This is a genomic window from Streptomyces sp. NPDC006314, assembly GCF_040613075.1.
GTDB lineage: Bacteria > Actinomycetota > Actinomycetes > Streptomycetales > Streptomycetaceae > Streptomyces.
Genome location: NZ_JBEXRL010000023.1, coordinates 68,818 through 82,373, shown reverse-complemented (window position 1 = coordinate 82,373; position 13,556 = coordinate 68,818). Strand labels below are relative to the sequence as shown.

General features: G+C 71.2%; 12 protein-coding genes and 1 pseudogene. 8 read left to right on the top strand and 5 right to left on the bottom strand.

The features are described from left to right. The first annotated feature begins 454 nt into the window (after positions 1-454). Complete coding sequence (locus tag ABZ079_RS31445; protein WP_356942834.1) at positions 455-703, top strand: SCO4226 family nickel-binding protein; 249 nt, start codon at positions 455-457, stop codon at positions 701-703. 214 nt (positions 704-917) lie between these two features. Here ABZ079_RS31445 and ABZ079_RS31440 read toward each other — a convergent pair whose 3' ends face one another. After that, positions 918-1,757 (bottom strand): GAF and ANTAR domain-containing protein, encoded by an 840-nt coding sequence (locus tag ABZ079_RS31440; protein WP_356942833.1) that lies wholly within the window; start codon positions 1,755-1,757, stop codon positions 918-920. Between the two features lie 369 nt (positions 1,758-2,126). Between ABZ079_RS31440 and ABZ079_RS31435 the strand changes: the two genes are divergently transcribed. The 3 genes and pseudogenes from ABZ079_RS31435 to ABZ079_RS31425 all read left to right on the top strand — a co-directional run. After that, positions 2,127-4,619: a phospholipase D-like domain-containing protein gene (locus ABZ079_RS31435; RefSeq protein ID WP_356942832.1), complete on the top strand. Its 2,493-nt coding sequence runs from the start codon at positions 2,127-2,129 to the stop codon at positions 4,617-4,619. A 239-nt stretch (positions 4,620-4,858) separates the two neighbouring features. After that, positions 4,859-5,119, top strand: a complete 261-nt coding sequence (locus ABZ079_RS31430) for a ribosomal protein L7/L12 (RefSeq protein WP_356942831.1) — start codon at positions 4,859-4,861, stop codon at positions 5,117-5,119. A gap of 183 nt (positions 5,120-5,302) precedes the next feature. After that, positions 5,303-5,451 (top strand): annotated as a pseudogene (locus tag ABZ079_RS31425) (site-specific integrase); the annotation flags it as partial. Positions 5,452-6,001: 550 nt separating this feature from the next. Here ABZ079_RS31425 and ABZ079_RS31420 read toward each other — a convergent pair. After that, positions 6,002-6,763: a phosphoglyceromutase gene (locus tag ABZ079_RS31420; RefSeq protein WP_356942830.1), complete on the bottom strand. Its 762-nt coding sequence runs from the start codon at positions 6,761-6,763 to the stop codon at positions 6,002-6,004. Positions 6,764-7,370: 607 nt separating this feature from the next. Here ABZ079_RS31420 and ABZ079_RS31415 point away from each other — a divergent pair. Next, positions 7,371-8,639, top strand: a complete 1,269-nt coding sequence (locus ABZ079_RS31415; protein WP_356942829.1) for an MFS transporter — start codon at positions 7,371-7,373, stop codon at positions 8,637-8,639. 116 nt (positions 8,640-8,755) lie between these two features. Next, positions 8,756-9,229: a carboxymuconolactone decarboxylase family protein gene (locus tag ABZ079_RS31410; protein ID WP_356942828.1), complete on the top strand. Its 474-nt coding sequence runs from the start codon at positions 8,756-8,758 to the stop codon at positions 9,227-9,229. A gap of 26 nt (positions 9,230-9,255) precedes the next feature. Here ABZ079_RS31410 and ABZ079_RS31405 read toward each other — a convergent pair whose 3' ends face one another. After that, the gene (locus tag ABZ079_RS31405; RefSeq protein ID WP_356942827.1) at positions 9,256-9,681 is read right to left on the bottom strand and encodes a DUF2000 domain-containing protein; all 426 of its coding nucleotides are present in this window, start codon (positions 9,679-9,681) and stop codon (positions 9,256-9,258) included. A 49-nt stretch (positions 9,682-9,730) separates the two neighbouring features. Between ABZ079_RS31405 and ABZ079_RS31400 the strand changes: the two genes are divergently transcribed. Continuing rightward, entirely contained in the window at positions 9,731-10,525 is a 795-nt protein-coding gene (locus ABZ079_RS31400; protein WP_356942826.1) for an AraC family transcriptional regulator, read from the top strand. 26 nt (positions 10,526-10,551) lie between these two features. On the opposite strand, the gene ABZ079_RS31395 is transcribed toward ABZ079_RS31400, so the two are convergent. After that, entirely contained in the window at positions 10,552-11,052 is a 501-nt protein-coding gene (locus ABZ079_RS31395) for a YbjN domain-containing protein (RefSeq protein ID WP_356942825.1), read from the bottom strand. Next, positions 11,045-12,382 (bottom strand): D-inositol-3-phosphate glycosyltransferase, encoded by a 1,338-nt coding sequence (gene mshA / locus ABZ079_RS31390; protein ID WP_356942824.1) that lies wholly within the window; start codon positions 12,380-12,382, stop codon positions 11,045-11,047. The genes ABZ079_RS31395 and mshA overlap by 8 nt, the downstream gene beginning before the upstream one ends. Positions 12,383-12,657: 275 nt before the next feature. Between mshA and ABZ079_RS31385 the strand changes: the two genes are divergently transcribed. After that, positions 12,658-13,470: a class I SAM-dependent methyltransferase gene (locus tag ABZ079_RS31385; RefSeq protein WP_356942823.1), complete on the top strand. Its 813-nt coding sequence runs from the start codon at positions 12,658-12,660 to the stop codon at positions 13,468-13,470. Positions 13,471-13,556 lie beyond the last annotated feature (86 nt).

Sequence of the window (13,556 nt, the reverse complement as noted above, 5' to 3'; positions counted from 1 at the left end):
CGGCCCAGGCCTTCACCGGCCCCAAGGGTTTCACGGCCCCGGGCCGGGAGGTCGCCGGGGCTCACAGGGCGCCGGGTGAGGCGTGCCGGCGCCTCCGTGCGCCGTTGATGCGCCCAGCGGAACGGGCATGAACTGGGCGAGGGCACCCCTGCCCAAGCGTCTAGGAGGGACCCATGGCCGAATCCCCCAGTACTACGCCCGACCCCACGCAGGAGCGCGAGACCGAGCAGCCCGCCGAGATCAGGAGCCTTCCGCTGTTCGGCGCGTGCGGCTGCGGCTCGGGTTGCGGCTGCGGATGCCAGTCGGGCAACCCCTGCCAGTGCGGCTGACCGTACGACTGCCCGTCGAGGGGCCGGTGTGAAGTGGATTCACGTCGGCCCTTCGTCGTACCGATGCCCTCGCCGGGTGCCGGGCGCAGCATGGAGAGGAGCCGGTGAGAAGGAGGTGTGAGGCCATGGCCAGGTTCATGGACGTCCACCGGGGGATGAAGGGCATCACGGCCGACCAGTTGGTGCAGGCGCACCAGGCCGACCTCGCCATCGAACAGGAGGAGGACGTGCACTTCGAGCACGCCTGGGCGGACCCGGAGTCGGGCATCGTCTACTGCCTCTCCGAAGCCCCCTCGGCCGATGCCGTCCAGCGCATCCACGAGCGTGCCGGGCACCGGGCGGACGAGGTGCACGCCGTACCGCTGTCGATCTGAGCACCGGTCTGAGCACAGCGGCTCGCTGCGGACGTCCTGCCGACGGTGCGAGACGCGCGCCCGCCCGCCGGCCGGGGCGTCTGCTCCGCCTCTGCACCGTTGGTCAGGCGTCCGCCCATCGTTGACGCGGCCCTCCCCCGCCACCCAGTCACCGCGCCGTCACCGCCGTCACCACCGCCCCCCTCCCCATCGTCACGCCCTCCTCACGGTGGTGTCAGCCCCCGCGACCGCCACCACCGCTCGGACCGGGGCCGCCGTGGCCGCCGGGTTCCGGGTGGAAGCGGAGCTTGCGGGCCAGGACTTCGCGGGCCAGCTGGCTGACCGTGCGGCCCTCGGCGAAGGCACGGGCCCGCAACCGGTCCAGCGCCTGCTCGGAGTCCGCGTCCAGCTGCACCATCACCATGCCGACCGCCTGGTGGACCTCGGTGTGATCGGCCTCGGAGGCCGCCGCCAAGAACGCCACCTCGCCCCCCGCTCCTTCTTCGGCGCCTGCGGGGGCGGTGGCCTGGAGGGCCACCAACGCGGAGGTCACCGCGTCGCACACCCACAGCGCGGTCCGCAGATCCTGCTCCACGAGTCCGCCCGCGCGGTCGCTGTACAGGTCGATGGTGCCGATCGTGGCGCCACTGACGCCGAGCGGCAGGGAGAACACGGCGCGGACGCCGAGAGGGACGGCCTCGTGCGCGAAGATCGGCCAGCGGCGGGCGTCGGGGCCCCGCGTGAGGTCGGCCGCGATGACCGGGGCGCCCTGGTCGAGGGCGGTCTGGCAGGGGCCGTCGCCCACGGTGTACTGCAGCTCGGCCAGCCTTGCGGCGACCCGGTCGCTGGCGCACCAGGTGATGCGGACGCCGTTGCCGCCGGAGACCGACACCGAGGAACCGCTGACGGGCAGCAGCCGTACGCACGCCGCGCACAGCGCACCCGGGACCTGCTGGGGGTCGTCGGCACTCCGGGCGGCGGCGGCCAACGCCTCCCTCACCCGCAGCCGTGCCTCCGCGTCGGACGGCACAGCATCCCCGGCCCGCGACTCGGACTCCCCGGGCGGCATGGTCATCACCCCTATCGTGGCGCACGACCAGCAGCCCACCGCGATCCCGGCAGACCCGCCTGGTCCCGGCCGATGCGGGTACCGAGTTCCCCGCCCGGACGTGTTCCCCCAGCACAAGCGGGACACAGCGCGCTGGACGTGACCACGAACACCTACGCGCATGCCGACGCCCTCCCGGAAGAACTCGAACCTGCGGCCAGGCGCTGAAGACCACGACGGACGAGCAGGGCCTCGAGATCCTGACCGCGGCGCTCCGCTGTTCCCTCACCCCTCACAGGTGTCACCGTGCGCTGACGCGTCGACCGTCGGTCAAGAGCGCAAATAAGCGCACCATAAGATGGCGCTTCCCCAACTCGTATGTATGTAAGGAAACAGATGGGCAGACAGATACGGCGCTTGGCGGCACTCGGTGCCCCTCTCGCCCTCGGTGCGGCACTGCTCGCTCCGGCCACCGCTCAGGCGGAGACCGTCGTCTCCGGGAACTACACGGCGGTGTTCAACTACCCCACGCCCACGACGTACGACTCCTCGATCAACACCTCGGTCGGCGACCTGATCGATCTCGCGGCACCCAACTCGACGCTGTACATGGGCATGTACTGGTTCAACAGCTCGGATCTGCGGGCGAAGCTCACCGCCGCCCAGAGCCGCGGCGTCACGCTGCGCATCATCTCCGAGTCGGCGAACCGGGGCAGCAGCAACCTGGACGGTCTGACGCTGACGGGCAACTCCAGCCTCACCTGGTGCTCCCGCGGCTGCCTGGGCAACGGCTCGGGCGACACGAACGCGATCGACCACGACAAGTACATCGTGTTCGACGCGCTCACCGACGGACGCAAGAACGTCGTCTGGCAGAGTTCGCAGAACCTCGCGGGCGGCCAGGACGGCGAGATCAACAACGCGGTCGTCGTGTCCAACAACGCGACCCTCGCCTCCCGGTACCGCGCGCACTTCAACGACCAGATCAAGCATGCCGGCGACAGCCTGCACACAACGTACGACTACACCACGGGTGACCCGAGCTCTCCCGTCGAGGCGTTCTTCTTCCCCCGTGACACCGCCTCGGACGCCACCCACTACGGCAACGCCGACATCCTCGCCTCGTTCATCGACAAGGTCGACTGCTCGATCGACGGAAAGATCAGGATCTCGGCGGCCGAGCTCGACCAGCGGACCACCCGCCCGGCTGTCTACGACGCCCTGCGGGCGAAGCGGTCCCAGGGGTGCAGCGTCGACGCGAACGTCCGCGATCTCAGCAACGGCGGCGGCAACGACGGCGTCAACGACCTGACCGCCCTGGACATCGCGGCCTACGGCAACCGCCCCGGCGGGTGCCGCTACAAGTCCTCGGCGACCGCCTCCTGCAACCACGGCACCACCCACTCCAAGTACCTGCTGACGGAGTGGGCGAAGGCCGACGGCACCAAGGTCCAGCATGTGTACACGGGGTCCCACAACTGGACCTCGGGCTCGCTGAAGACGAACGACGAGACGCTGCTGCGTATCGACGACCCGACGGTCTACCAGGCCTACGTCGCCAACTTCAACAAGGTGCACTCGGGTGCGGTCGACATCGACGCCTCGAAGTACGGCTCGACGTCCCAGCACTACTCGCGGGTCAACGTGCAGGCCGGCGGCGACCAGCACTACAGCGCCATCGCCTCCGGCGGCACCTCGTCCGTCTACACCGCGGTGGTGTACGAGCAGGGCGACCGGCACGACTCCTCGGACACCGAGCTGGGCACCGACGTGTACATCCGCATGTACAAGGACGGCGTCGCGCTGTGGAACGAGAAGCTGCTGAGCAACAGCGGCACCGCCGGCAACACGACGTGGTCGCATCAGAAGCCCGACGTGGGCGTGGACGACCAGGGCAACGCGATCGTCGCGTGGGCCAAGGACGACGACGGCAACAAGTTCGCCGACATCGCCGTGGTCAAGGTGGCCTCGGACGGCACGGTGACCGCCCTGCCGCGCCCGCATGCCTCCGGTAGCGGGGACCAGCTGCGGCCGACGGTCGCGGTGGCCGGCGACGGCTCCTACACCGTCGCCTGGGAGAGCACGGCCGACGGCTCCACGCTCAACCAGATCTATGCGAGCAGCTGGTCCGGGACCGGTACGCTGCGCTACCAGGACGTCCAGGTCAGCACGATCAACTCGGGTGCGGCCGGGTCGAACCGCCGCGCCGACGCGGCGATCGACGACGCCGGGAACACCGCGATCGTCTGGGAGGAGGACGCGGACGGCAACGGCGGCATCAACATCGGTCTCGCGAAGCTGAACACCTCGGGCGGCTTCGCCGTGGCCCGCAAGGTGGCCAACTCCCTCGCCGACGGGCAGCAGACCGTTCCCGCGGTGGCGTCGACGGGCGACGGCCGGTTCGTCGTGGCGTGGACGGACGAGTACACCACTGGCACCGGCACGCTGGTGCGGCCGCAGCGGATCTACGACCGTGTCTTCTCCGCGACCGGCAGCGCCGCGGCGGCCGAGCAGCGGACCACCGAGGACGGCACCAGCAGCGGCCCGTACGTCGACGGCCAGCGGCCGATCTCCGACCAGGACGTCGCCGATGTCGCGGTCGCCGACGACGGCAGCTTCGTGGTCACGTGGCAGGAGGCCTTCGACGTGAACATCGGCGGGACCCTGTACGCGGGCAAGGACGACGTGTGGGCCCGCGGCTTCAACGCGGACGGCACGACGACCGGCAGGCTCCCCGCCTACCGGATGAACGTGGTGACCGGCGGCGGCCAGGGCGGCCCGGCCGTGACCCTGGCCTCGACCGGCCGTCTCGCGCTGACGTACTCGGACGACTACGACGGCAACGGGTTCAACGAGATGCGGCTGCGGGACGCGTTCAGCAACTCCTGAGGCTCAGGGAGTGCCATCACTCCCGAGTCCCGCGCGGCAACGCCCAAGGGCGGCACCCCTGCCAGGGGTGCCGCCCTTGGTACTGCGCTCCCCCTCGCCCTGGCCCCCCTGCAGCGATCGGCCGGTACGACCTCGTCGGCCAGGCCCCATACGACAGCTGGCTCTACGGCCGCCGGCTTCGAGGCGACCTGACTGCTGAGGACACATAGGCTCCGGGGCCACAGATCGATGGGGAGACCATGGCTGACGAGTACCTCTTGTTGGTGTGCGACGACATGCCGCATGACGTGGTGCTCACCGACTCTGGCAGTCGCACGCTGGACGTCGCCCAGGTCGTGCGCCGGCTGACAGGACTGAGCCTCTGGCGCAGCAAGGTTCTGGCGATGCAGGTACCCGCCATGATCCTCGACGGCGTGCCGCAGGAAGACGCTGAGGCAGCCGTCATGGCTCTTCGTAACGTGGGAGCGCGGGCCGAGGTGAGGGGAACAGCCGGAAGCTGACTTCCGCAGAGTCTGACCACGGCCCGACCAAGCAGCCAACGGCCCAGAGGCATGGAAAAGCCCCCTCCCAGCGGAGAAACCCCAGGCAGGGGGCCTCTTCGATCAGACTTACTTCTTCTTGCCCTGCGGCTTCGGGGTCGGCCGGCACCTGCGGTTCGATCCGGACGACGTACGCGCCTGACCATCAAGGCCCTCGCCGAGTACCTGGGCCACTCGGACCCGGGCCTGACGCTCCGCGTGTACGCGCACCTGATGCCGTCCAGTCAGGAGCCACTCGTAAGGCAGTCGCTGCCGTCTTCAGTGGCACGCAGCCGAACCCGGAAGCCGTCTGAGCGTCATTGGCGGCCTTCCTCGGTATGCACGTCAGAACCGGGCTGGGGCGTCGCACCCGACTGGAACAGCCGCAGCAGGAACTCGGCAAGGGCGCCGGGCGGGGTCAGGGGGGCAGTCACAAGGGGGTGTGCGTGCTTCCGTTCGGGATCTCCATGTGCGTCCAAGGGAGCGCAGTGCCAGCCGTCCGTCATCCGCCAGAACACGACCGTTCCGCGCGTCCACGGCCCTCCAGCGAGGACGGGCTCGCCTTCCGTCCAGTAAAGGGCACTGGCTCGCGCCTCGTCCCATCGTTCGCTCGGCGGGGCCCCGACCTTTCGAAGGGCATCGACGACGGCTGTGACGTACTGGCACATCTCAGCGTGTCCCGGGAGTGCTGCGTCTTTCGCGGCGGCCATCCCTGTCCGTCCCCCCTTGCGTACTGACCTTCGGAGCGGGCTGTGCCGTATGGAGAAGCCAGGACAACGCCTGACGGCCCAGGGACGGCCCCAGCACAGCGACAAGCCCCCTGCCAGCGGAAGAATCGCAGGCAGGGGGCTTGTTCGTGCGGGCTTACTTCTTCTTGCCCTGGTTCTTGACCGCCTCGATCGCTGCCGCGGCCGCCTCGGGGTCGAGGTACTTGCCGCCGGCGGTGACCGGCTTGAAGTCGGCGTCGAGTTCGTAGTACAGCGGGATGCCCGTGGGGATGTTCAGGCCCGCGATGTCGGCGTCGGAGATGCCGTCGAGGTGCTTGACCAGGGCGCGCAGGCTGTTGCCGTGGGCCGCGACCAGGACCGTGCGGCCGGTCAGGAGGTCGGGGACGATGCCGTCGTACCAGTAAGGGAGCATGCGGACGACGACGTCCTTCAGGCACTCCGTACGCGGGCGCAGCTCCGGCGGGATCGTCGCGTAGCGGGCGTCGTGCGCCTGGGAGAACTCGGAGTCGTCCGACAGCGGGGGCGGCGGGGTGTCGTAGGAACGGCGCCAGAGCATGAACTGCTCCTCGCCGAACTCGGCCAGCGTCGCCGCCTTGTCCTTGCCCTGAAGGGCGCCGTAGTGGCGCTCGTTCAGACGCCAGGTGCGGTGGACCGGGATCCAGTGGCGGTCGGCGGCCTCCAGCGCGAGCTGGGCGGTGCGGATCGCGCGCTTCTGGAGGGACGTGTGGACCACGTCGGGGAGGAGGTCGGCGTCCTTCAGGAGCTCGCCACCGCGGACTGCCTCCTTCTCGCCCTTCTCGTTCAGGTTGACGTCCACCCAGCCGGTGAACAGGTTCTTCGCGTTCCACTCGCTCTCGCCGTGGCGGAGGAGGATCAGCTTGTACGGTGCGTCGGCCATGCCGTCGAGCCTACCTAAGCGGTCTCGGGGGCGCGGTCCGCGCTCGAGCCGTGGACACGCGGTGCGCCGTGCACACGTCTGGGGAGGGGCCGGCCGCCGGGTTCGAGCTGGAGCGGGCCTCGTCCTCGCGCTTCCGCTCCGCCTCGGACGTCGCTCCGGTGTCCACACTCCGCCACCCCTGGGCGAGCGGATGGGCCCTCCCGGCCGGCTACCGCTTCCGCTATGTGCACCTGGGCGCTCGGAACGGGCGGCCCCGTCCACCGCGCAGACGCCCGCACCGGCGGCGGGGTCCGCTTCGCGCCCGGTCCCGCCGCGCACGGTCACCCCGCACGCGGCGAGGCACCGCGGCAGGCGACGCTGGAGGACGCGCGATCACCTTCACCCTTGTCCGCTGACGCAGCGCCGCCATCCCCGCTCCCCGCCGGCGCGACGGCACCACCGACGGCCCACACTGGCACAACGTCACCAGCAGTAGATCGCGTTGACGCGGCGTCACGACGCACACCCCCACGATTGACGACCCCCGCTAATTGAGTGGCGCTCCGATGGCCCGCCTTTGTAAGTTGTGGCCGCCGCCTGAGCCACTTACCACCGTGGGGGACCCTCCATGTCACCAGCCACTCTGAGACGCGCCGCCCGCGAAACCGTCTCCGGGCTCCCCCGCGAGTTCTGGTGGCTGTGGACCAGCACCCTCGTCAACCGGCTCGGCGCGTTCGTGGCCACGTTCATGGCCCTCTACCTCACCCTCGACCGCGGGTACTCGGCCTCGTACGCCGGTCTCGTCGCCTCCCTGCACGGCTTCGGCGGGGTCGTCTCCTCGCTGGGCGGCGGAGTGATGGCCGACCGGCTGGGGCGGCGGCCGACCCTCCTCATCGCCCAGACCGCCACCGCCGCCTCCGTCGCGCTGCTCGGTTTCATGACCGGTCCGGTCGCCATCGCCGGGGTCGCCTTCCTCGTCGGTATGGCCTCCAACGCCTCCCGGCCGGCCGTGCAGGCGATGATGGCCGACATCGTTCGTCCGGAGGACCGCGTACGCGCCTTCTCCCTGAACTACTGGGCCATCAACCTCGGGTTCGCCGTCTCCTCCACCGCCGCCGGGTTCATCGCAGAGTTCAGCTATCTCACCGGGTTCCTGATCGAGGCCGGGATGACCCTGGCCTGTGCGCTCGTCGTCTTCCTCAAGGTGCCCGAGTCCCGGCCTGCGGCCGTCGGGGCCAAGGACGCGGAGGACGACGTCAGGCTCGGAACCGTCCTCCGGGACGGCCGGTACATGGCGGTCGTCGGGTTGTCCTTCCTGGTCGCCCTGATCTTCCAGCAGGGGTCCGTGGGACTTCCGGTGGCGATGGGCCGGGCCGGTTTCTCCCCCGCCGACTACGGGCTGGCCGTCGCCGTCAACGGCATCCTGATCGTCGCCCTGCAGATCCCCGTGACCCGGTTCATCGAGCACCGCGACCCGCGCACCCTGCTGGTCGCCTCCTCGCTGCTCGCCGGGTACGGCTTCGGGCTCACCGCCTTCGCCGGCTCGGTCGGCGTCTTCATGGTCACGGTGTGCGTGTGGACCCTGGCCGAGATCGTCAACGCGCCGACCCAGACCGGTCTCGTCGTCCGGCTGTCGCCGGTCCAGGGGCGCGGGCGCTACCAGGGCATGTACACCTTGTCGTGGTCCGTCGCCGCGCTCGTCGCCCCCCTCATGTCGGGCGCGGTCATCGACCGGTTCGGTGCCGAGTGGCTGTGGGCGATGTGCGCGGCGGTGGGCACGATGGCCGGAGCCGGGTACGGGATGCTCATGCGGCGCCTGCCGGACGAGGGCCTCCCGGTCGCCGTGCGACAGCCGCGGTCGGCCGAGCCCTCGCCGGGGCAGGAGCAGGCCGCCTGACCCCGCCGGGCCATCTGATCCAGTCGCGTGACGGGTATCACATCCCGTCGTGTCACATCCCGTCGAGCCGCTCCGTCAGAGAGGTGTAAGCAACGGCGAGAACACGGGAGCAGACCATGGACGCTCGACTGAACCTGCACACCAACCCCCTCACCGGCAAGCTCTTCAAGCACTTCAACGCCGCGGGCAAGGTGATCGCGGACTCCACGCTGCCGACCGCCACGCAGGAGCTGGTGAAGATCCGCGCCAGCCAGATCAACGGGTGCGCCTTCTGCACCGACATGCACACCAAGGACGCCACCGCGGCCGGTGAGACCGCCACTCGCCTGCACCTGGTCGCGACCTGGCGGGAGGCCACGGTCTTCACCGAGGCCGAGCGGGCCGCCCTGGAGCTGGCCGAGCAGGGCACCCGGATCGCCGACGCGGCCGGCGGGGTCACGGACGAGGCCTGGGCGAACGCCGCCAAGCACTACGACGAGGAGCAGCTCGCCGCCCTGGTCGCCCTCATCGCCCTGATCAACGCCTACAACCGCGCGAACGTCATCGTCCAGCAGCCCGCCGGTGACTACGTGCCCGGCATGTTCGGATAAAGGTGCGGCGAGGGGCGACGGGGGCTTCATGGGTGCATCCGTGCCCCCTTCAGCACCCTGTCCACCCCATTCCGCGGGCCGTACACCGCCAGCCCGACCACGTCCAGCTCGGCCGTCGGGACCGCCCGGACCGCGGCGCGGTTGTCGCGGTCGTTGCCCGTCGAGAACAGGTCCGCCGTGAACACCGCCCGCGGCAGGGCTCGGCTCAGCGCCCGGCCGTGGGCCGCCTTCAGGGTCTCCTTCGTGCCTTCGAGGACCACCACCGGCTGCCGGAACATCGGCAGGTAGGCCACGCCGTCCGCGTCCTCGTACGGCTCTCCGATCAGCTCGGGGACCGTCGCGCCCAGTCCGCTGACCAGGAACGCGGTGACGTTCAGGCGCTGCCAGGGCTCCAGGTCCCCACGCAGCAGTACGGCGATCTTCGTGTCGAGACGGATGGGTTCAGCGCTCATGGGATGAGACTGCCGATCGCCGTGCGTCCTCGTCTTGTACGTTCTTTGCATGGGCGCCCGGCAGGAAGTCACCGCGTGGCGCCCCCGTGTCCCGGGCGTCACCGAGGTCTTCCACGCGCACTTCACCGAGTACGCCTATCCGATGCACGTCCACGACGCCTGGACGCTGCTCATCGTGGACGACGGGGCCGTGCGGTACGACCTCGACCGGCACGAGCACGGCACCCCGCACGACACCGTCTCGCTGCTGCCGCCGCACGTCCCGCACAACGGTTCCCCGGCCACCCCGGACGGCTTCCGCAAGCGGGTGGTGTACCTCGACAGCAGCCGCCTGGGGGAAGAGCTGATCGGTGCGGCCGTGGACGGCCCCGACCTGCGCGACCCGGTGCTGCGGCGGCGCGTCGGCCGGCTGCACTCCGCGCTCGCCCGGCCCGGCGACGAGCTGGAGGCGGAGAGCCGGCTGACCCTCGTCGGGGAGCGGCTGCGGGACCATCTGCGGCACCGGACGGAGCCGCCGAGGGCGCGCCCGGATCCGGTCCTCGCCCGCCGGTTGCGGGAGCTGCTGGACGCACGGCTGGTCGACGGGGTCCCGCTGGAGGAGGCCGCACGGCTGCTGAACGCCCACCCCGCCCATCTGGTGCGGGCGTTCAGCGGCGCGTACGGCATCGCCCCGCACCAGTACCTGATGTCCCGCCGGGTCGGCCGGGCCCGCCGGCTGCTGCTGGACGGGCTGCCGCCGGGCGAGGTGGCCTCGGCGGCAGGGTTCTACGACCAGGCCCATCTCACCCGGCACTTCAAGAAGCTGGTCGGGGTGACTCCGGGGCGCTACAGCGGCGCGGGCTGAGCCTCGTACGGGGTAAGAAAAGCGGGTCAGTCGGCCGGGCGCTCGATCAGGTTCTTGAACGCGTCCAGGTTCCGGGTGGACTCGCCGCGGGAGACGCGCCAGGCGTACTCCTTGCGGATCGAGGAGGCGAAGCCCAGTTCCAGAAGGGTGTTGAAGGCGCCGTCGGCCGCTTCCAGGACCTGCCCGAGCAGGCGGTCGATCTCGTCCGGGGTGACGGAGGCGAGGGGGAGGCGCGCGGTGACGTAGATGTCGCCGAGGCGGTCGACGGCGTAACTCACCCCGTACAGCTTGAGGTTGCGCTCCAGGAGCCAGCGGTGGACGCCCGCCTCGTTCTCGTCGGGGTGGCGGATCACGAAGGCGTTGAGGGAGAGGGAGTGGCGGCCGACGAGGAAGGAGACCGTCGTGGAGAGCTTGCGGGTACCCGGGAGCTTGACCACGTAGTTGCCGGGATCGGGGCTCTCCCACTCCAGTTCGGCGTCCTTGAGGACGGCCTCCAGAACCTGCCCGGCCTTCTCGACTTCACCCATGGTGGGAGCGTACGCGACGGCGGTGGGACTGGGTCGCGGCCGTGTAGACGTCGGCGGTGGCGGCGGCCGCCGTGTCCCAGCCGAACGACTGGGCGTGCCGGGCCGCGGCCTGCCCCATGCTCGCCGAGAGGGACGGCTCGTCGGCGAAACGGCGCAGCACGCGCGCGTACTCGGCGGGGTGGTGGCCGCGCACGAGGAAGCCGGTGTCACCGTCGCGCACGGCCACCGGCAGGCCGCCGACGGAGGCCGCGAGCACCGGCGTGCCGGCCGCCTGCGCCTCTATGGCGACCAGGCCGAAGGACTCGCTGTAGGACGGCATGACGAGCACGGACGCGGCCCGGAACCAGTCCGCGAGCTGCTCCTGGCCGACCGGCGGGCGGAACCGCACGACGTCCGCGATGCCGAGCCGGGCGGCGAGCTTCTGCAGCCCCTCCGGTTTGGCGAGCCCGCTGCCGCTGGGGCCGCCGACGACGGGGACGAGGATGCGGGAGCGCAGCTCGGGGCGCTCGTCGAGCAGCACGGCCACCGCGCGCAGGAGGATGTCCGGGGCCTTCAGGGGCTGTATGCGGCCCGCGAACAGAGGGATCAGGGCGTCCGGCGGGAGGCCGAGGCGGGCGCGGGCCGCGGCGCGGCCGTCGGCGGGGCGGAAGCGGTCGAGGTTCACCCCGGGGTGGACGACGGCGACCTTGCCGGGGTCGGCCGCGTAGTGCCTGACGAGTTCGTCGGCCTCCTCGGCGGTGTTGGCGATGAGCCGGTCCGCGGCGGCCACGATCTGGGTCTCGCCGATGACGCGGGCGGGGGGCTCCGGGGTGTCGCCGTCGGCCAGGTTGGCGTTCTTGACCTTGGCCATGGTGTGCATGGCGTGCACCAGGGGGACGCCCCAGCGCTGGGCGGCGAGCCAGCCGACGTGGCCGGAGAGCCAGTAGTGGGAGTGGACGAGGTCGTAGTGGCCGGGGCGGTGGCCGGCCCAGGCCTGCATCACGCCGTGCGTGAAGGCGCACAGCTGGGCCGGGAGGTCCTCTTTGGCCAGGCCCTCGTAGGGGCCCGCGTCGATGTGCCGGACGAGGACGCCGGGGGCCAGCTCCACCGTGGGCGGGAGGCCGCCCGCCGTGGCCCGGGTGAAGATCTCGACCTCGATGTTGATCGCGGCGAGCCGCTGGGCCAGCTCCACGATGTAGACGTTCATGCCGCCGGCGTCGCCGGTGCCGGGCTGGTGGAGCGGGGAGGTGTGCACGGAGAGCATGGCGATCCGGCGGGGCCTTCGGTGCAGCCGGAGCCGGGGGGCGGCCGACGGGGAGCGTCGCCCGAGCCTGCTGACGTACTGGCTCACGTGGCGTTCCTCCTCGCTGCGGGCATGCCGGGCGGAGGACCGACCTCACCCTCCGAGGGGGTCCAACAGCGGACGGGGGCCCTGCCATTTCCCGAACAGGCGGCTTTGCCCAATCATTACCTTTATCGATCGAAGGTTCGAACCCGAGGGGCGTCGGTCGCGGTGCTGTGGCCGGTACGCGGCTCCGCCCCGCGACCAGCCCCACCGCGCCCGCAGCCGGCAGGGACCCCCAGGCCGGCGGCGCATCACCGCACCCCCCGCTTACCCTCGTACGCATGACAGCCCGCGCCGCATCCCGCCCCGTGGGAAACGTGACGCGCGGGACGACCAACCCCAACCGGCTGCGCCGCATGGACCGCTGGATCGCGGCCGTGCACGGCGCGGAACTGCGGCGTTCCGAGGATCCGGTGGCGATCGACCTCGGCTACGGCGCCGCGCCCTGGACCGCCGTCGAACTGCTCGGCCGGCTGCGCACCGTCGCCCCCCGCGCGCGTGTGGTCGGCGTGGAGATCGAACCGGAACGGGTGGCGGCGGCCGGACCGTACGAGCGGGACGGGCTGACCTTCCGGCACGGCGGCTTCGAGATCCCGGTGCTCGGCCGCCCGATGCTCATCCGGGCCGCCAACGTGCTGCGGCAGTACGGCGAAGCGGAGGTCGCCGCCGTGTGGGAGCGGCTGTGCGCGCGTCTCGCCCCGGCGGGCGGCGCCTCGCGCGGCGGGCTGCTGGTCGAGGGGACGTGCGACGAGATCGGGCGGCGGCACGTGTGGGTGGCGCTCGGCCCGGAAGGCCCGCGCACGGTCACCTTCGCCACCCGGCTGGGTTCCCTGGACCGCCCCTCCGACCTCGCCGAGCGCCTGCCGAAGGCGCTGATCCACCGCAACGTCCCCGGCGAGCCCGTGCACACCTTCCTCCGCGACTTCGACCGCGCCTGGGCCGCCGCCGCGCCCTACGCCTCCTACGGCGCCCGCCAGCGCTGGATCCGCACGGTCCGCGCGCTCTCCGCCGACTGGCCGGTGACGGATTCCGCGGCACGCTGGCGCCAGGGCGAAGTGACGGTGGCCTGGGGAGCGTTGGCCCCCCGGATCTGACATCACCCGTTCGGGGACGCCGGGACGGAACGATCTCCGTGCGTCGTTCGTCACACCGGCGGGGAGATCGTCGTACACGCCGGTCG

Bases quoted from the DNA above. Each gene is read 5' to 3' on its own strand.
- ABZ079_RS31445 (WP_356942834.1), top strand. From the start codon at position 455: ATGGCCAGGTTCATGGACGTCCACCGGGGGATGAAGGGCATCACGGCC.
- ABZ079_RS31440 (WP_356942833.1), bottom strand. From the start codon at position 1,757: ATGACCATGCCGCCCGGGGAGTCCGAGTCGCGGGCCGGGGATGCTGTG.
- ABZ079_RS31435 (WP_356942832.1), top strand. From the start codon at position 2,127: ATGGGCAGACAGATACGGCGCTTGGCGGCACTCGGTGCCCCTCTCGCC.
- ABZ079_RS31430 (WP_356942831.1), top strand. From the start codon at position 4,859: ATGGCTGACGAGTACCTCTTGTTGGTGTGCGACGACATGCCGCATGAC.
- ABZ079_RS31420 (WP_356942830.1), bottom strand. From the start codon at position 6,763: ATGGCCGACGCACCGTACAAGCTGATCCTCCTCCGCCACGGCGAGAGC.
- ABZ079_RS31415 (WP_356942829.1), top strand. From the start codon at position 7,371: ATGTCACCAGCCACTCTGAGACGCGCCGCCCGCGAAACCGTCTCCGGG.
- ABZ079_RS31410 (WP_356942828.1), top strand. From the start codon at position 8,756: ATGGACGCTCGACTGAACCTGCACACCAACCCCCTCACCGGCAAGCTC.
- ABZ079_RS31405 (WP_356942827.1), bottom strand. From the start codon at position 9,681: ATGAGCGCTGAACCCATCCGTCTCGACACGAAGATCGCCGTACTGCTG.
- ABZ079_RS31400 (WP_356942826.1), top strand. From the start codon at position 9,731: ATGGGCGCCCGGCAGGAAGTCACCGCGTGGCGCCCCCGTGTCCCGGGC.
- ABZ079_RS31395 (WP_356942825.1), bottom strand. From the start codon at position 11,052: ATGGGTGAAGTCGAGAAGGCCGGGCAGGTTCTGGAGGCCGTCCTCAAG.
- ABZ079_RS31385 (WP_356942823.1), top strand. From the start codon at position 12,658: ATGACAGCCCGCGCCGCATCCCGCCCCGTGGGAAACGTGACGCGCGGG.